A 16,826-nucleotide genomic window follows, 5' to 3' on the forward strand; every position below is an offset into this window, starting at 1 on the left:
TAAGATTATGTCCATCGACATTAAAAACATCCCCGCTATTATCTGCTGGCATTAAATTAAATAATAATAAAAGGTTTTTTTAAATATAGGTCGTCAAATGAAACAAGATACCACGAAGATTAGTAAATTTTTAAGCTATGTGTTACGCCATAAACCCGAATCTATTGCCATGAAGTTAGATGCCGATGGCTGGGTAGCAATTGATACACTTCTTCTGCAAGCCAGCCGCTACGGGCATAAATTAAATCGCGTAATTCTAGAGCATGTTGTTGAAACTAATGACAAGAAGCGTTTTACCCTCTCTACAGATAAATCGATGATCCGTGCAGCACAAGGACATTCAAGCCAACAAGTTAGTATGACTCTTAATGAGCAAGTTCCACCTGAATTTCTGTACCATGGAACAGCGATTCGATTTCAGGGCTCAATCAATCAGCAAGGTTTAATTCCCGGTAATCGCCATCATGTCCATTTATCTGATAATCAGCAAACCGCCCTAACAGTTGGTGCTCGTCATGGTAAACCCGTTGTTTTAATCATTAACGCAAAAACAATGTATGAACAAGGTTTCAATTTTTATCTCTCCGATAATAATGTCTGGTTAACCGATCATGTTCCTGCAAAATTCATTCTAGCTAAATGAGCCAATCTCCATGAATATCCAAAATATTACTGTACAAACCCTTATTAATGGAAAACAACATTCTCTTGAACTGATATTAAAAAGCGGCTCAGAAATTGGCTATCAAATAACGCTATTGATGAACAATCAGCCGCCGTCAACTGTCACCGATATTGATTTTTATGAATGCTTTGCTCGTTTACGGGAACAGAATGCGGATATCACCTTTTTATGTAAAGGTGCCAAGATTAATGTTTATCCATCTCGAATGGCACGCCAAATGTCAGGGGGAATGATGGCATATGAATGTACGATCGGTCAGCCCGCGTTATTGGAAAACATTGTGTCTATCTTTGATTTTGATGAGCACAATATTGCCAAGCATCCCGATGAACAGGTTGCCTTCCATCAAGAATGGCTGAATTCCTTTTAATATATGATCTCACTCACTTCATAGTTCAAGATACATGCAGGGTAAAAATGAATACAACTTATTGATAAACGGTTTATACCGGGTATAAACCGCCATAATTATAATTTAACCTAAATAATTTAGGGTCTATCCATCTATTTCGTTGTATATCCACCATTAACTAATATGGTTTGCCCTGTCATCCACCATCCTTCAGATACCAAGAAACAAATATAAGGAACGATGTCTTCGAGATCGGTTAACCCTGTCTTTGAGAACTTGGATAAAGCGGCAGCAGTTTTATGATAAGCGACTGCATCATCCCCTTCAGCAGGATAAAAAAATGGTGTATCCATCGGACCTGGGCCAATAGCAGTGACAGATATACCTCGCGAACCAAATTCTTTAGCAGCAGCTCGAGTAAAGTGCTCAACAGGTGCTTTTAATCCCGCATAAGTGGAATAAAACGGTGTGAATGCACCAAGTAACGATGTGACAACAGTACAAACTTTCCCGTGGTCATTTAGGTATTTCCCTGCTTCTTTTAAAAAGAAAAACGCCAATTTTGCGTTGATATCACTCATGCTATCGTATTCAGCCTCTGAAATATCAACAATTGGCTTTTTCAATACCTTACCAACCGTGTTGATCGCAATATCAATCTGTCCTAGTTCCTTTATGGTTTCCTGGAAAAGCTTTTCCATTGCAGATGAGGTAGTTAAATCACCCTGTAATATAAGTGCTGCGGTACCACAATCTTGGATATAAGAACGTGTATCTTCGGCGGCTTGTTTACTTTCATCACTATTGTAATGAATAGCAATAGCTTTAGCACCTTGGCCTGCAAAATCACGAGCTAGAAGGCCACCAAGATTTTTAGCGCCACCTGTGATTAAAATTATTTTTCCATTAACGCTATTTCTATACATGTTGAAAACCTCATTTTTTAGGGGTGCTCCACACTATAGTTGCTTACATATGTCGGATAAACTATGATAATTCGACATCATTTGTCGAGAATAATAAACAATAACGATTATGGATAGGATAAAGCAGGCAGAAGCGTTTATTCAAGTCATAGAAACCGGCAGTTTCACAAAGGCCGCAGTAGTTTTAAATATTCCACGATCAACAATTTCAACGGTGATCCAATCGTTAGAAGATAGGTTAAGAACACAATTACTGTACCGAACAACACGTCAAGTGATCCCTACTCATGATGGATTACTTTATTTGGAGGCAGCCCGTAAATTCATTGAAACCTTCGAGGATTCGGAATCTCTTTTTTTAAAAAATAAGCAGCATCTTACCGGCTATTTACGTATAGATTTACCTACTCGAATTGGAACGCAAGTTGTTATCCCTAATCTCGACTCTTTTATTAAAGAACATCCTAAGATTAACTTAACACTGAGTATGAGTGATCGGCCGATAGATCTTCTTTCTGAAGGGATTGATTGTGCTTTACGAGTAGGAGTATTACCGGATTCAGGTTTAGTGTGCAGAAAATTAGGTGAGTTAGATATGATAAACTGCGCTTCCCCTAATTATCTTTCTCGTTATGGTATTCCTCAGAAGCTATCTGATTTAGCACAACATTATGTAGTGAATTATGTTGTTCAATCCTCTACATCTAACGGAATGTGGGAATATTGCAGTAACGGTAAAGTACATTCATATCCGATGAAAAGTTTCGTCACTCTCAATAATGCTGGAGCCTATATTACCGCCGCCTTATCCGACCTTGGGATTATTCAAGTACCCGCTTATGATGTGGCTGAATATATTCAACAAGGAAAACTGTGTGTTATCATGCCAGAATATCGTCCAGAGCCAATGCCTCTTTCCTTGCTTTACCCTCAGAGACGTAACTTGCCACAACGCATTAAATTATTTCAGGATTGGTTAGCCGATTTATTAACGAATTCGAACGGAATTTTTCATAATGCACTGCCATCAAAGAAATTAAATATAAAATAACAATAAATATGTACTGCTTATTAATCCTTCTAATATTCAATAGATTAATTACTAATTAAATCTAAGCATTTTATATTAAGTGTTAGAAGATCGGCATCCACTATTGCGAGTAAAATGGAAGCCACTATTTTAATTGGAATCACGGAGGCTGTTGATATTTGAAGGCTAATTTTAACTCGAATTAAAAATCTTTAAGAAAATACGGCGAGGGTTCTGCCGCTTAGTGGATTAAGCAAACTTATCTCAATACAGCAAAAAATAGTTTTTAATTTCGTAGTAAAGGCAAACAACAAAGTTCCCCCCTGAACCCTCACAACACGCGGTCATGTTACTGACAATATGATACATAAGGTGTTTCACTCTAGGAAATTGGTCTTATCAATAGCTAACATGGCGTAATCTCCACCCAGATCAGCTTACTACCTGTAATTTGAGGAGTAATAACCCCTTCCCCAATATCAGGTAGCCACCAGCCACCTTGATTGACCCTCATCGTTTTACAATTTGCCCCTGAAACACCCCATTCCCCTGACAATACAAATACTAGACCGGCTTGACCGATAGGTAGACGGTGTTCCTTGGTAACAATGCGACTTTTCACGGACCAGCGGTCTGGATTAAAAATTAAATTGAGCAAGCGAACGGGCTGCCCCTGTAAATCAAGTTCGACACATTGATAGGCTTGTGAACGGAAAGTATCGCCAATATGTTTAATTGACTGCTGTGCTTGCAGTTTATCCGTCAGGTACAAATCACCGTCATCCAGAGAAATACTAAATCTTTCCCCCTCTGAATATTGTTTTAAGAAACTTGAGTGATGGATATAGGCAATACTCGCTCTAAGTGAAAAATCAGAGGCGACAGGCCAACAAAAAACTTCAGTACTACTACCACAATTATCTTGCCATTCTAAGATGGGTAACTCAGTCGCATCAAAACATTTGATTTTCATACATTCCCCCGAGCGTTAATAGCCACTATCAATCACGATATTCAGAGTGACAAACTTAATCGCCCAAGGCAATGATTTTACTCCCATAATGTGATTAGCCGCGTTTCTCACTAATCAAAGAATGACATAAACGTCCTAGCGTCTTCATCGCTAGCTCTAATTCATTATTCCACATGAAAGAAGCATTGAGCCTAAACGCATGATTAAATTGATCACTCGTTGAAAACATACTCCCCGGCGCAATACTAATACCCTCTAGTAATGCAAGTTGGTAAAGACGCACCGCATTAAACGGAGGTTCAAACTCTAGCCATAAAAAATAGCCACCTTTTGGGGTATTCACTTTAACGGATGACGGCATATATTGCGCAATAGCACCTAACATTTGGTGTTGGCGTTGCTCCATTGTTTGGCGTAGCTTCCTCAAATGGTTATCATAACCGCCATGAGTGAGATATTCAGCGATGGCCAACTGTGTTGGAACACTAGCGGATACCGTACTCATCATCTGTAACTGCTGTATTTTACAAGCATGGTGCCCCGCAGCAACCCAACCTACACGGTACCCCGGTGCTAAACATTTAGAAAATGAGGAGCAATGAAAAAAGTTACCTTTAACATCTAAAGCTTTCGCAGGTATTGGTTGCTGATTGCCAAAATAAAGTTCGCCATAAACATCGTCTTCAATCAAGGCGATTTGGTTTTTATTAAGAATATCGACTAAGCGTTTTTTATTGGCAGGCGGCATCGTGCCACCTAATGGGTTTTGATAATGTGTCATTAACCAACACGCTTTTATCGGGTATTTGGCTGCAATATCTTCTAACGCATCAAGATCAATTCCAAAAAGAGGATCGGTTTTAATCGCAATCGCTTTTAATTTGAGGCGTTCAATCGCTTGAAGTGAACCATAAAAAGCGGGTGATTCAATCACTACCCAATCACCAGGTTGAGTAACTGATTGCAAGCTTAATACCAATGACTCCATTGCGCCTGCTGTAATCACAATTTCATCTGGCGCAACATGAATACCTTGGCTTGCGTATCTCTGTGCAATATTTCGGCGTAACTGTTCATTTCCCGGTGGTAAGTTTGCCGTAGTATTGACTCTGGCTAAACGCCGAGCGACTGAGGCTAGTGTTTTACCTAGTTTAGGTTCATCAAGTAAAGCTGGCTCTGGGAACGCAGACCCAAACGGAATAATATTGGGATCTTTACAGGCTTGTAATACACCAAAAATTGACGCATTTATTTCGACATTTTCATTAAGATGTAGTCCCTTCCCTCCTTTCGCTGCCGCAAAATTGGTATTTCGTCGAGCAACATAATACCCAGATTGCGGTCTTGCCGCGATCCAACCTTGGCTTTCTAATAATTGATAAGCCTGTACTACGGTCATCAAGCTTAAGCCTGACTGTTTAACGCTTTCCCTAAGAGAAGGTAACTTATCGCCCACTTGCCAGATATTATCTTCAATCTGTTGGCGTATTTGTGCAGCCAGTTGTTCATATCGCGTCATACCCGCCTCAACTGTTATAGTTAATAACTAAAAAATTGTTACTATTATAGTTTATCTTCTCATGTTCTACTTATCCACACATTCACCTGACTTTTTTAACTATAAGCACAAAACATATTCGATAGGTTTGTGGTCTTCCACAAGCCAGTGGAAGCAATGGGTCTTCATGCTACGGAATAGCGCCAATATTGCCCACTGAAATATTGAAGATGTGATGTGCGTACTATCAATTCCAATCAGGGGTCAATATGTTTGGACTAACTGCGCTGGAGCTGGCTCGTATACAATTCGCATTTACGGTCTCGTTCCATATTATTTTCCCGGCGATCACCATTGGGCTCGCGAGTTTCCTAGCTGTACTGGAAGGCTTGTGGCTGAAAACCCGAGATTCAGACTATATAAAACTGTTCCATTTCTGGTCAAAAGTCTTTGCTGTCAATTTTGGTATGGGTGTAGTTTCTGGTTTAGTTATGGCTTACCAATTCGGCACTAATTGGAGTTTTTTCTCCGATTTTGCTGGAAGTGTAACTGGACCATTATTAACTTATGAAGTCCTCACAGCCTTTTTCCTTGAGGCTGGCTTTCTTGGCGTCATGCTCTTTGGTATGAACCGTGTTGGTGAGAAATTACATTATTTTGCAACCTGCATGGTGGCATTAGGAACCATTATTTCAACGTTTTGGATCCTTGCATCAAACAGCTTTATGCAAACGCCACAAGGATTCGAAATCGTTGATAATCGTATAGTACCTGTTGATTGGCTTGCGGTTATTTTCAATCCTTCATTTCCTTATCGCTTACTGCATATGACAACCGCAGCTTTTCTTGCAGCAGCCTTTTTTATTGGTGCATCAGCGGCTTGGCATTTACTCAAAGGTAATAAATCATCCGCAATGAAAAAGATGTTTTCTATGTCATTATGGTTGATCTTAATTTTAGCACCCGTTCAGGCATTGATTGGTGATGCTCATGGTTTGAATACATTGAAATATCAACCTGTCAAAGTCGCAGCAATGGAAGGTCATTGGGAAAATAAACCGGGTGAAGCAACACCATTAATCCTTTTCGGCATTCCAAATATGAAAACAGAGAAAACCGAATATGCCATCAAAATTCCTTATCTTGCTAGCATCATTTTGACACATAGCTTAGATAAACAAGTGCCTGCATTAAAAGATTATCCACCAGAAGACAGACCTAACGTCTTTATGGTGTTCTGGTCATTCCGTGTCATGGTAGGACTCGGCATGTTAATGATCACCGCAGGTGTATGGGGACTGTGGTTACGCTATCGTAAAAATCTTTATGAATCTAAAACTTTCTTACGTTTTATGTTTTTCATGGCACCTTCAGGGTTGATTGCAATTTTAGCGGGTTGGTTTACGACAGAAATTGGACGACAGCCTTGGGTAGTTTATGGACTGCAAAGAACAGCTGATGCCGTTAGTGCTCATGGTGAAATGCACATGAGTATCAGTTTGCTCGCCTTCTTTGTTGTTTACGGCGGAGTATTCGGTATTGGATATATGTACATGATGAGGTTAATTCGTAAAGGCATCCAGGAGGACGCAACTCATGGGCATTGATTTACCACTCATTTGGTTTGTCATCATTGTATTTAGTATTTTAATGTATATCGTCATGGATGGTTTCGACTTAGGTATTGGCATTCTTTATCCTGCTCTTAAGAATAGCCAAGACCGCGACCTAATGATGAATAGTGTCGCCCCTGTTTGGGATGGCAATGAAACATGGCTAGTATTAGGTGGTGCGGCATTGTTTGGAGCATTCCCTTTAGCTTATGCGATTGTGCTTGATGCCTTATCTATACCTTTAACATTCATGCTGTTAGCGCTTATTTTTCGAGGTGTTGCATTTGAGTTCCGTTTTAGAGCGGATGAATCTCATCGCAAACATTGGGATCATGCCTTCATCTGGGGCTCAATTTTTGCCACTTTTGTTCAAGGCATTGTCGTTGGCGCTTTTATTCAGGGCTTTCATGTCGAAAATCGTGTTTTTATGGGCGGTTACTTTGATTGGTTTTCACCGTTTCCATTATTCTGTGGTTTAGGTTTAGTGATTGCTTATGCACTACTTTCTTGTGGGTGGCTGATCATGAAAACCGAAGGTCATTTACGTGAAACTATGTACCGACTTCTACGGCCGTTAACACTATTAATGCTTGCGGTAATTGCCATAATCAGCGCTTGGACACCAATCCTCAATGAAGCAATTTACAACCGCTGGTTTAGCTTACCAAACCTCTTTTTCTTCTTACCTGTCCCATTATTAGTGCTGGGCTGTATTTGGATCATGATGAAAAGTGCCAAGCAGCAAAAATCAGATAGCACCCCTTTCTTAGCTGCACTGCTGTTGATTTTTCTTGGTTTTACTGGCCTAGGGATCAGCGTATGGCCGAATCTTATTCCACCAGCAATTAGTTTCCGTGATGCAGCAGGTCCACCGGAAAGCTTAGGCTTTATGCTTGTGGGTGCCCTATTCATTATTCCTGTTATTTTGGTTTATACCTATTGGAGTTACTATGTCTTCAGAGGAAAAATTACCCCAGACCAAGGTTATCACTGATAAATCTATCGCCTCTCCTTGGTGGAAAAAAATGGGTTGGATGGTCATTATTTGGCTTGGTAGTGTACTGACACTATTCGCATTTTCTTCTGTATTTAGGTTATTAATGACCGCTGCTGGGATGAAAGTTAAGTAAATACTCATCGTAGATAGCCGTGTTAGTGATTGCTACCACGGCTTTTTTTATTTTTATTGATGCCATAAATGTTTTGCATTCGGTCATTTATATTCGATAAAAGCGTGATATGATAATGATAACAATTACCAAATAATAATTTTATCATTTATAAAAAGGAGACTGCCTGTGGCTAATGACAAACCAGTCGAAAAAAATATTTACCGCCCGGCGCCACCGCAGCTTGTTCAAGTTAAATCCATTACCGATATTAGCCCCTCGATCCGCAGTATTACCTTCACTAGCGAAAAACTCGCCGACTATCCAATTGGTAGTGAGGGTGGTCATATCAAGATCTTTATTGCCCCAGATTTAAAAAGCAAGCCTGCACTTCCAATTTTAAGTGAAAAAGGTCGCAGTTGGCCTGAAGGTGAACCTCGTCCTTTCGTACGAACCTATACCGTTCGCGCTATTCGACCAGAAGCTCAAGAGATAGATGTTGAATTTGCGATGCATGCTGGTGTAACTGGCCCTGCATATTTGTTTGCACGTGATGCTGAGCAAGGAAATTGGATGGGGATCACCAATCCAGGTGGGCCAGACCCATTACTGCCTAATACTCAGCACTATTTTATGGCTGGTGATTCTAGCTCGTTACCGGCAATTGCAGCGCTACTCGAAAAGATGAATGCAAATGCAACTGGTAAAGTGGTCTTACGCCTTGATGATGAAAATGATGTTCGTGAGCTAACCAAACCTGCCGGTGTCGAAGTCATTTGGATCTGTGGTGATATTTCTAAGACAGTAGAACTCATCAGTACCTTTAAATCTTGGAATATTCCGAGCGAAGATGCTTCATTTTGGATTGCAGGTGAAGACCAAATTATTCGTGATTTGCGTCGTTTTATCCGCCGCGATAAAGGATTTGGTCGCGAAAGTATCTATGCGGTTCCATATTGGCGTTATGGCTTCGATGAAGAAGGCTACCATCACGAACGTCACAATGTGATGGATAATCCTGATGATTAATAGCTTTATTAAATGCCTTTGTTTATTCCATGAACTAAAGTAACAATTAATCTATCCCAAATAGCTCATATCAACTGGCTATTTGGGTGTTATTCACAATTATTTCAGTATCAGTCTGAAGTATATGATTAAATAAAAAACAATAAAATCAAACGTATTTTCCCTCCTCAAAACCAACTATTCTATGCTCTCTTATTAAATACCTTCCTATAAGTTAATGTCCCTTCTAGATGGGTTTTCTCTTTTAATTTGAAATATCCTTTTGCTTTTAGTTGATGTTACGTTATAACATAACTGTTCATTCACTTTTATTAAGGGATATTTTACATGAATAATACCAAACCACTTTTTGTTATCGCATTTAGCCTCAGTTCACTATTCTCTAGTTTTAATGCTCTGGCTCATGGCTCACATGACCATTCACATCCTCAATCTGAAAAAGCGATTCAAGCCAGTAAAGGAATTTTTGAGGATTCAGATGTTAAAGATAGAAAATTAAGCGATTGGGATGGAATTTGGGAGTCCGTTAATCCCCTTTTACTCAGCGGTAAACTAGACCCTGTTTTAGAAAAAAAAGCGAAAACTAATAAAGATAAAAGCGTTGAAGAATATCGAACTTATTATAAAAAAGGTTATGCGACAGATGTTAATAATATCAATATCGAAAATAACGTCATTGAATTTAACAAGAATGACCAATTAAGTCGCTGTGAATATCATTATTCTGGCTTTAAAATTCTACATTATGCGTCCGGAAAAAAAGGTGTACGTTACTTATTTGAATGCCAAGATACGGCTTCTAAGGCACCTAAGTTTATTCAGTTTAGTGACCATATTATCGAGCCTCAAGTTTCCACACATTTTCATCTTTATATGGGAAATGAATCTCAAGAAAAACTTTTACAGGAAATGGATAACTGGCCAACCTACTATCCATATTCACTCAATGATAAACAAGTAGTAGATGAAATGTTACACCATTAATTGAATTTAATTTTTGTTCATTCTTGAAATATAGTAGGGATAGCCCCAATTCAAATCGACGATGAATTGGGGCTAAATTTTAATAACTATAAGCTAATAATGCACGATGACAGAGCGTTGAACGTACACAATCATCCACAGTAAAATTGACCATTGCCACCATATCATCACTACTAAAGCGTTGTAAGGCATCGGCAAGCCCTGACGTGATCCCTTCAGGTAAATCGCATTGTGTGACATCACCGTTAACAATAACTGTCACATTCTCCCCTAATCGAGTAAGAAACATTTTCATTTGTGTGACAGTCACATTCTGCGCTTCATCAAGTATCACAATCGCATTTTCAAATGTACGGCCGCGCATATAAGCAAATGGTGCAATTTCAACTTTAGCTATTTCAGGCCTCAGACAATATTGCAAAAAAGAGATTCCGAGTCTTTTCACTAATACGTCATAAACAGGCCGGAAATATGGTGCAAATTTTTCAGCCATATCACCAGGAAGAAAACCAAGATCTTCCTCTGCCTGTAAGACAGGCCGTGTAACAATAATTTTATCGATGTCTTTATTGATTAATGCATCGGCAGCGAGAGCAGTACTGATGTAGGTTTTACCACAACCAGCTTCGCCATTAGCGAAAACCAGTTTCTTGTACTTGATCGAATTAATATAGATTTTTTGTGCATCATTACGAGGGGTAATTGGCGATCTATCACGTCGCTCTTTTGCCATACCAATCGGTTCAATTCCTGTAAAATCAGCAAAGGAGGTAACGTTAGCCATTTCATAACGACCCGCACGTTCTTTACGTGATGAACGTTTCATTTCTCGGCGCGTTTTTGTTGCAGCTTTCTGTTTACTCATAGTATTAACCCTTCCAGGTATCGTTGAAGTCAATTCAAATGACGGACTATTCAGAACAGAGAGGAGCTCCCTTCAAGCTCATATATTGATTGGACGTGCAAAAAAAACCGGTTGCTAATCTCGCCATGACAATTTCATGATGAATTAGTAACCGGCCTTGTGAATCTATTAATAAAGACTTCGTTCCCATTAGCTACTCCCTATTACGCTATACCCGTAAACTAATGAATATTTATGACACTATAATGACAATAACTGATAAATCTTAAATACGCTTAGTTAAGTTATCGCCTCTTACGTAAAAACTATATCGCTATCTTCATTGCAAATGCAACAATAATTTAACATATTGTTTATTCTTACTACTTGCCTTGTTTAAAAGTGATCTAATAGTAAATGGCAATAGATATTAAGAACAGATTTCATTCATAGAGATATTATGGCAGTTAACAGACATTTTACTGTTGTGACTATTTTTAAAATTTCCCCAATATCTGTAAATAATACAGATATTGGGGGAAAACTTATTACGGTTTACAATTACCAGCTAATTCATAACCAGCAGCCTGTGCGGCTAATTCATCAGCGAATAACACTGCATTCTTATCTGATGTGGTTTTAAAACCAGAACAATGAGGTAAATGGTATTTGTGGGAATTACGATTACCTTTTACCTGCATAATAGCTTCGCTTGGCTGAGAATTAGGTTGTGTTCTCATTGGTTCTAGTACAGGCGGAATATTGATATTTTCTTTAATGCCCTGTGCACTATTTTTATGCCCAAGGTTCCATTTAAGCTCACCAGTTACAAACGGGTTATGATGTCCCATCACGCTTGCAATGCGTTCATCACGTTTTTTTTCCCATTGACTAGGAGGATATTGCTTATCCCATGCCATTAACAATTGTTGTTGCTGTCGAGACATTGATAAGTTGTAACGGTCATGCATATAAAAATAGACACGTGCGACTTGCCCTTTAACTTCATTTCGCGGCTCAAAAATGCGCTCTTTCGTATCCACACGACTACGACATTGACCATACGGATACTCTATATTGTCAGCTAATTGACCATAGCTAAAATTACTACGATCCGCGTTAACTTCACCAATTGATGGAGCAAGGTTATGCATGTCCGCCTCCATTTGACGAAAAACAGCATCAGTTGCCACACAGTTTTTACGCCCACCTTGTTGCCAGCATTGTCTTTGATGACCAAAAACCCATGCAGGAACTATATGCTCCCATTCAATACGCATTGCTCTATTTTGCTGTTTACGAACTTGGTAGCCACATGAAGCCAAATCTACCTGACCACCACTTTTACCGGTCCACTCCCACTCGCAACCACAATATAATGTTCCTTCACCCTGATGGTTTTGATCAATATAGACTTTCGTTTTACTTAATACTTTAGCTTCATTAAATGCGGTCGGAGCGGCAATAAGAGGAAATGCAAACAATAATAAAAAGAGAGAAAGAACCCATTTAGGGTAATATGTCGCCTGTTTTTTATTCAAAATAACACCATTGACTATTTAAAAGTAAAATTAACTTGAATGCATTAGCGCATCCAGTAATAGACTGCAATTTTTCCTATGGCAGCTCACAAAGATGAATATAAACTTTTTTGCTTCCCATGAGTATGAGAAACAATCTATTTTATAGCCATAGAGATACAATAAAAATATTGAAGATTAATTTTAAAGTAATCTAGGCATGAAGGTAACGCTAATTAATAATAGAAACTGCTCATTAATTAGACGAATAATTTATAATCGACCCTATTTAATAGGTTAAGTATAAATTTTAATTAATAACTGATCTTTACTATCAAAGGTGTAATTTGGAATTGTCTTTAAACAATGAGAATTGTAACTAAACTGGAAAAAATTCAGCCATCAAAAAAGTTAATAATCAAGAGTTAACAAACATAATAATTTGCTTAAAATAAAATCATCAAAATGACCTATCTTAGCGTTTTATGGATATTTAACTGAATACCTTCCGTTATTCACTAGTTCCAACAGAAAGTCATTTCATGCTTAAACACTCGGACGTTTGCGATATAACCATAATCCGGGTAATGACAACCCTATTGATAATGCCCCAACAATAAATGATGCCTTTAAGAAATTCGTTACCAACGTTTCAAACAACTCTGGCGTATAACCGAAATGAGAAATTTTAACCACAGAAATCATCGCAATATAAGCACTAATACCGGGAAACATGGGTATTACCGCAGCAACGGTAAATACTTTCGGATGAGCTAGCCATGAGCGTGAACACTTAATCCCTAACGAGCCAACAAGGATAGCAGCAATAAAACTTGCCCATTCAATATTTAAACCTAATGTCATTATTGCCATGCGCGAGCCATGACCGATTGCACCAAGTAAAGCGCAATATTTTAGCGCCCTAATTGGAACATTAAAAACCATTGCAAAGCCGACTGCAGGTATTGCAGCAAGTAACATATCTTCTAAGAGTGCCAATAAGAAACTCATGCCCACTCCCTTAGATCCCAAATCGCCATTGCCAAAACAACACCAATACAAGTTGCTAGTGTTAATAAACTGGCCATCGTCCAACGAGCTAACCCTGTATTAACATGTCCTTTAAACATGTCTGCGATGGCATTAATCAACGGAAATCCTGGCACGAGTAACAGTACACTGGCCGCCATTGAGATACTTGCCGTTGGCGCAAAATAGGGAATTTTCAGAAGCAGTCCCGAAACTGATGTCGCAATAAAAGCAGTAATGCAAAAATTAATTAAGGGATTAATTTGCCGAGAAGTAAGAACTTGACGAAAGTACATCGCGAAACCACTGGCAATAAAAGTCACTAATGCACCATCCCATCCCCCATCATTTAATTTACTAAAACAACCACAGGATAAGGCAACCATTAACACCATTAGCCAACGTGGATAACGTAATGGTTTTATCGACGAAATCTTTTTTTGTAATTGTTTATAGTCTAATAAATGATGTTCAACCAATATAATCGCATGCTGGACTTCTGTGACCACATGCATATTAATTCCACGGTCAATAATACGTCGAGTTGATGTTAAGCAATGCCCATCAATAATAGTGGTCAGAACTAACGAATTCGATGATATCGCACTTTCTACCTGATGCGCTCCAAGCGCAATTCCTAGACGAGTCGTCAATTGCTCAGCAAGCATACTTTCTGCGCCATGCTGTAGTAATAAAAGGCCACATTCAATACATAGTCGTGTGATTTCTCGTTGACCATCAAAAGCTACATTATTGATACTCGATAGCTCCTCTATTGCACTTCCTTTCATTTATCTTCCTCTCGAATAGGCTCGTTACTTTTCATGATAAGATTAACTGTGTAAAACTGACTAACCCAATCACTATATTTACCTGAAGTCATCTAGCTTATCATCGAAATATGGCTAGGTTACAAGCCTACATGTATTTTGAATAATGGTATGGGGATATTCTCACAATCTTTCAAATCATTGTTTAAACGTGTTAATCTTTGACAATATCATAAAGCAGAATTATAGCGTGAATTATGACCTCTTTCAGGTGAAAGCATAATTAGTCATTATAAGTACCCTTTTTTATGGTAATAGTAGCTAAACTGATAGTTAAATAAATCACAATGCTAGGGCTGTTTATCTTTTACGGTCAATTTTTATTCGAATTACAGGTCTTTAGTTAAGACAAAAAGAAGCAAGGCGAGTGGCTCGCCACCTAGTGAACTAGGCAAGAGTCGCTCAACACAGCGAAAAATCACGTTTAATCGAACCAAAAGAACTCTTTTATTTACAATTTAGATTTACAGTGACTTCTTAATTACTTTTATACTCAGCATGATGAATTACTATTATTTTCGTCATTTAACATAGTGAAAATAAGCAGCAAAGATCAATAGCTCCTAGGATACACATTTTATGAATAGCCCTTTTCCTGCTAAAACCCCTAAAGGACAGCGTCGTAATAAAGCCTTAATCAGCGCTGCCTCTGAGATTTTTATTCAATATGGGTTTGAAGGTACAACACTCGATATGGTCATTGAACGTGCAGGAGGATCTCGTTCAACGCTATATAAAAATTTTGGAGGTAAAGAAGGGTTATTTGCTGCAGTAGTTGAATCAATGATAGAGGATATATTCACAGATGAAGATAATGACCTCCTCTCACATCATACAATTGAATCTATTTTATCGTTTTATGGTGCTCGGTTCTTAATCAACGTACTCAAACCGCAATCAATTGGCTTATATCGATTGATCCTCGGCGAACATAACCGCTTCCCTGACATTACTCATACCTTTTTCGAACAAGGACCCGTTCGTAGTTATCGACGCTTAACACAAAAGCTCATCGAGCTTCCTGAAGTAAAGGTTGAAGAGAAAAAATTACTGAGCATTTGCTGTCGATTTTTAGAAATGTTAAAGGCAGATGTATTTATTACCACGTTTTGCGTGCCAGACTTTAAACCTAGCGATGAGTTTATTACACAGCAAATTGAACTCTCTGTAGATATCATCGCCAGTTATATTCGTAACATGAGTCAAACATAATCTTTAGGCAACTAATGCCGCAGCACGTGCTTTCGCTGCGGTTGCATCAATTTCAATAAGCACTTCCGGACCATACAAATTTGAAATCAGAGGAGCCATTCGTTCCATTTCTTCTTTGTCACTCCCATCTGGCTGTAAAGTCACTACCATAGCACGACAATATTCGACCATAGGGCTTTTAGCTCCTTTTAGCCAACGACGAACATATTTCATTGCGTCCATCTTTTCTTGAGTAGGTTTTTCTGACGATTGTTTAATTGATGGATAAACCAACACAAATTGCGCTCTTCTTGCCAATAATAAATCCATCTCTTCTAACCATAAACGTGTTTCATCCATTGTGGAAGGAAATGAATTTAATACACATACAGGCCATTCATCGGTATTAATTATTATCTTATTTGACATGATCTGTTTCCTTATATAACTAAAAAGTGTACTTGAATGTACATTTTTTAGTTATATAAAGTCAAGAATAATTCTCATTTATGATTATGCAATTTATGCTATTATCAATACCCATGAAAGCAATAAGTTCAGATTATTCCTAATGTAGTGAAAAATAAGCTACGAAAGAAAAGATTGATCAACGTGGATGATGTGTTTTTTAAAATGGAATGTTATTCTCGCACTATCGTAACGTTAAAAAAGCGAATAAATTATGAAAAAGATTCTTCCAGTTGTTTTCGGGATGTTTGCTGCATTAACTGCATTTGGCGCGAATGCAGGAAAGAATTGTGATACTTATTTTCAAGAAATGAATGTACTAGTTAAGCAAGCAGAAGAACAATACAAAAGTGAACCTGATGCTAAAGAAAGAATTGCTGAAATGAAACAGCAATTAGAAGAGGCTAAAAAAGCACTCGCTAGTTACCCTGAAGATGCCCAAGAACAAGCTTGTGAGCAAGGCATTCAAGCTATTAAAGTTGCAAAAGAAGCTGTCGAAGGTAAATAACCCTTACATCCTTACAAAATACGTGTTTATACTTAAATCAATCTGAGTTACTTGTAAGTGAAAAAATTATCCCGAGGAACATATAAGTTATGTAACTCGGGGTATTGCTTGATTTTAAGATATTTAAAAATTCATGAAGTAACTTCAAGTATAACGGATATACTCGCCCTCATCCCCCTGCCTATAGTTAATATTAACCCTTGATTCTTAATCAAAGAATTTCAGCATATAATAATT

General features: G+C 38.3%; 18 protein-coding genes. 10 read left to right on the forward strand and 8 right to left on the reverse strand.

Annotated features, from left to right (window positions below; genetic code table 11):
- Positions 1-97: 97 nt before the first annotated feature.
- Positions 98-643 (forward strand): RNA 2'-phosphotransferase, encoded by a 546-nt coding sequence (locus tag OOA_RS06765; protein ID WP_008911397.1) that lies wholly within the window; start codon positions 98-100, stop codon positions 641-643.
- 10 nt (positions 644-653) lie between these two features.
- Positions 654-1,055 carry a hypothetical protein gene (locus OOA_RS20875; protein ID WP_008911398.1) on the forward strand — a complete coding sequence of 134 codons (402 nt, stop codon included), beginning with the start codon at positions 654-656 and terminating at the stop codon, positions 1,053-1,055.
- A 134-nt stretch (positions 1,056-1,189) separates the two neighbouring features.
- On the opposite strand, the gene OOA_RS06775 is transcribed toward OOA_RS20875, so the two are convergent.
- Positions 1,190-1,963, reverse strand: a complete 774-nt coding sequence (locus OOA_RS06775; protein ID WP_008911399.1) for an SDR family oxidoreductase — start codon at positions 1,961-1,963, stop codon at positions 1,190-1,192.
- A gap of 109 nt (positions 1,964-2,072) precedes the next feature.
- Here OOA_RS06775 and OOA_RS06780 point away from each other — a divergent pair, with 109 nt between their 5' ends.
- Positions 2,073-3,014 carry a LysR family transcriptional regulator gene (locus OOA_RS06780; protein WP_008911400.1) on the forward strand — a complete coding sequence of 314 codons (942 nt, stop codon included), beginning with the start codon at positions 2,073-2,075 and terminating at the stop codon, positions 3,012-3,014.
- A 385-nt stretch (positions 3,015-3,399) separates the two neighbouring features.
- Here OOA_RS06780 and OOA_RS06785 read toward each other — a convergent pair whose 3' ends face one another.
- Both OOA_RS06785 and OOA_RS06790 read right to left on the reverse strand, forming a co-directional pair.
- On the reverse strand, positions 3,400-3,966 hold the full coding sequence (locus OOA_RS06785; protein WP_008911401.1) for a HutD/Ves family protein: 567 nt from the start codon (positions 3,964-3,966) through the stop codon (positions 3,400-3,402).
- A gap of 94 nt (positions 3,967-4,060) precedes the next feature.
- Positions 4,061-5,485 (reverse strand): aminotransferase-like domain-containing protein, encoded by a 1,425-nt coding sequence (locus OOA_RS06790; protein ID WP_008911402.1) that lies wholly within the window; start codon positions 5,483-5,485, stop codon positions 4,061-4,063.
- A gap of 248 nt (positions 5,486-5,733) precedes the next feature.
- On the opposite strand from OOA_RS06790, the gene OOA_RS06795 reads away from it, so the two are divergent.
- The 5 genes from OOA_RS06795 (at position 5,734) to zinT (ending at position 10,199) form a co-directional block, all read left to right on the forward strand.
- Positions 5,734-7,071, forward strand: a complete 1,338-nt coding sequence (locus OOA_RS06795; protein ID WP_008911403.1) for a cytochrome ubiquinol oxidase subunit I — start codon at positions 5,734-5,736, stop codon at positions 7,069-7,071.
- Entirely contained in the window at positions 7,061-8,071 is a 1,011-nt protein-coding gene (cydB, locus tag OOA_RS06800) for a cytochrome d ubiquinol oxidase subunit II (protein ID WP_008911404.1), read from the forward strand. The genes OOA_RS06795 and cydB overlap by 11 nt, the downstream gene beginning before the upstream one ends.
- Positions 8,028-8,207 (forward strand): DUF2474 domain-containing protein, encoded by a 180-nt coding sequence (locus tag OOA_RS20460; protein ID WP_040690856.1) that lies wholly within the window; start codon positions 8,028-8,030, stop codon positions 8,205-8,207. Before cydB ends, OOA_RS20460 begins: the two co-directional genes overlap by 44 nt.
- Positions 8,208-8,375: 168 nt before the next feature.
- Positions 8,376-9,215, forward strand: a complete 840-nt coding sequence (locus OOA_RS06810) for a siderophore-interacting protein (protein ID WP_008911406.1) — start codon at positions 8,376-8,378, stop codon at positions 9,213-9,215.
- A 327-nt stretch (positions 9,216-9,542) separates the two neighbouring features.
- Positions 9,543-10,199, forward strand: a complete 657-nt coding sequence (gene zinT, locus OOA_RS06815; RefSeq protein WP_008911407.1) for a metal-binding protein ZinT — start codon at positions 9,543-9,545, stop codon at positions 10,197-10,199.
- Positions 10,200-10,278: 79 nt separating this feature from the next.
- Here zinT and phoH read toward each other — a convergent pair whose 3' ends face one another.
- The 4 genes from phoH to OOA_RS06835 form a co-directional block, all read right to left on the reverse strand.
- Positions 10,279-11,064, reverse strand: coding sequence for a phosphate starvation-inducible protein PhoH (gene phoH, locus OOA_RS06820; RefSeq protein ID WP_008911408.1), 786 nt, complete (start codon positions 11,062-11,064; stop codon positions 10,279-10,281).
- A gap of 527 nt (positions 11,065-11,591) precedes the next feature.
- Positions 11,592-12,584, reverse strand: a complete 993-nt coding sequence (locus OOA_RS06825; RefSeq protein ID WP_008911409.1) for an endonuclease — start codon at positions 12,582-12,584, stop codon at positions 11,592-11,594.
- A 525-nt stretch (positions 12,585-13,109) separates the two neighbouring features.
- The gene (locus OOA_RS06830) at positions 13,110-13,574 is read right to left on the reverse strand and encodes a threonine/serine exporter (RefSeq protein ID WP_040690858.1); all 465 of its coding nucleotides are present in this window, start codon (positions 13,572-13,574) and stop codon (positions 13,110-13,112) included.
- Positions 13,571-14,383 carry a threonine/serine exporter family protein gene (locus tag OOA_RS06835; RefSeq protein WP_008911411.1) on the reverse strand — a complete coding sequence of 271 codons (813 nt, stop codon included), beginning with the start codon at positions 14,381-14,383 and terminating at the stop codon, positions 13,571-13,573. Before OOA_RS06835 ends, OOA_RS06830 begins: the two co-directional genes overlap by 4 nt.
- A gap of 618 nt (positions 14,384-15,001) precedes the next feature.
- Between OOA_RS06835 and OOA_RS06840 the strand changes: the two genes are divergently transcribed.
- On the forward strand, positions 15,002-15,634 hold the full coding sequence (locus OOA_RS06840) for a TetR/AcrR family transcriptional regulator (protein ID WP_008911412.1): 633 nt from the start codon (positions 15,002-15,004) through the stop codon (positions 15,632-15,634).
- A gap of 3 nt (positions 15,635-15,637) precedes the next feature.
- Here OOA_RS06840 and OOA_RS06845 read toward each other — a convergent pair whose 3' ends face one another.
- The gene (locus OOA_RS06845; RefSeq protein ID WP_008911413.1) at positions 15,638-16,042 is read right to left on the reverse strand and encodes a hypothetical protein; all 405 of its coding nucleotides are present in this window, start codon (positions 16,040-16,042) and stop codon (positions 15,638-15,640) included.
- 253 nt (positions 16,043-16,295) lie between these two features.
- On the opposite strand from OOA_RS06845, the gene OOA_RS06850 reads away from it, so the two are divergent.
- Complete coding sequence (locus OOA_RS06850; RefSeq protein ID WP_008911414.1) at positions 16,296-16,589, forward strand: DUF5339 family protein; 294 nt, start codon at positions 16,296-16,298, stop codon at positions 16,587-16,589.
- The last annotated feature ends 237 nt before the right edge of the window (positions 16,590-16,826 follow it).

Source organism: Providencia burhodogranariea DSM 19968 (assembly GCF_000314855.2).
GTDB classification, from domain to species: Bacteria; Pseudomonadota; Gammaproteobacteria; order Enterobacterales; family Enterobacteriaceae; genus Providencia; species Providencia burhodogranariea.

Coding starts and splice junctions, on each gene's coding strand:
- OOA_RS06765 (WP_008911397.1), top strand. CDS start 98: ATGAAACAAGATACCACGAAGATTAGTAAATTTTTAAGCTATGTGTTA.
- zinT (WP_008911407.1), top strand. CDS start 9,543: ATGAATAATACCAAACCACTTTTTGTTATCGCATTTAGCCTCAGTTCA.
- OOA_RS06850 (WP_008911414.1), top strand. CDS start 16,296: ATGAAAAAGATTCTTCCAGTTGTTTTCGGGATGTTTGCTGCATTAACT.
- OOA_RS20460 (WP_040690856.1), top strand. CDS start 8,028: ATGTCTTCAGAGGAAAAATTACCCCAGACCAAGGTTATCACTGATAAA.
- OOA_RS06785 (WP_008911401.1), bottom strand. CDS start 3,966: ATGAAAATCAAATGTTTTGATGCGACTGAGTTACCCATCTTAGAATGG.
- cydB (WP_008911404.1), top strand. CDS start 7,061: ATGGGCATTGATTTACCACTCATTTGGTTTGTCATCATTGTATTTAGT.
- OOA_RS06840 (WP_008911412.1), top strand. CDS start 15,002: ATGAATAGCCCTTTTCCTGCTAAAACCCCTAAAGGACAGCGTCGTAAT.
- OOA_RS20875 (WP_008911398.1), top strand. CDS start 654: ATGAATATCCAAAATATTACTGTACAAACCCTTATTAATGGAAAACAA.
- OOA_RS06790 (WP_008911402.1), bottom strand. CDS start 5,485: ATGACGCGATATGAACAACTGGCTGCACAAATACGCCAACAGATTGAA.
- OOA_RS06830 (WP_040690858.1), bottom strand. CDS start 13,574: ATGAGTTTCTTATTGGCACTCTTAGAAGATATGTTACTTGCTGCAATA.
- phoH (WP_008911408.1), bottom strand. CDS start 11,064: ATGAGTAAACAGAAAGCTGCAACAAAAACGCGCCGAGAAATGAAACGT.
- OOA_RS06795 (WP_008911403.1), top strand. CDS start 5,734: ATGTTTGGACTAACTGCGCTGGAGCTGGCTCGTATACAATTCGCATTT.
- OOA_RS06835 (WP_008911411.1), bottom strand. CDS start 14,383: ATGAAAGGAAGTGCAATAGAGGAGCTATCGAGTATCAATAATGTAGCT.
- OOA_RS06780 (WP_008911400.1), top strand. CDS start 2,073: ATGGATAGGATAAAGCAGGCAGAAGCGTTTATTCAAGTCATAGAAACC.
- OOA_RS06845 (WP_008911413.1), bottom strand. CDS start 16,042: ATGTCAAATAAGATAATAATTAATACCGATGAATGGCCTGTATGTGTA.
- OOA_RS06775 (WP_008911399.1), bottom strand. CDS start 1,963: ATGTATAGAAATAGCGTTAATGGAAAAATAATTTTAATCACAGGTGGC.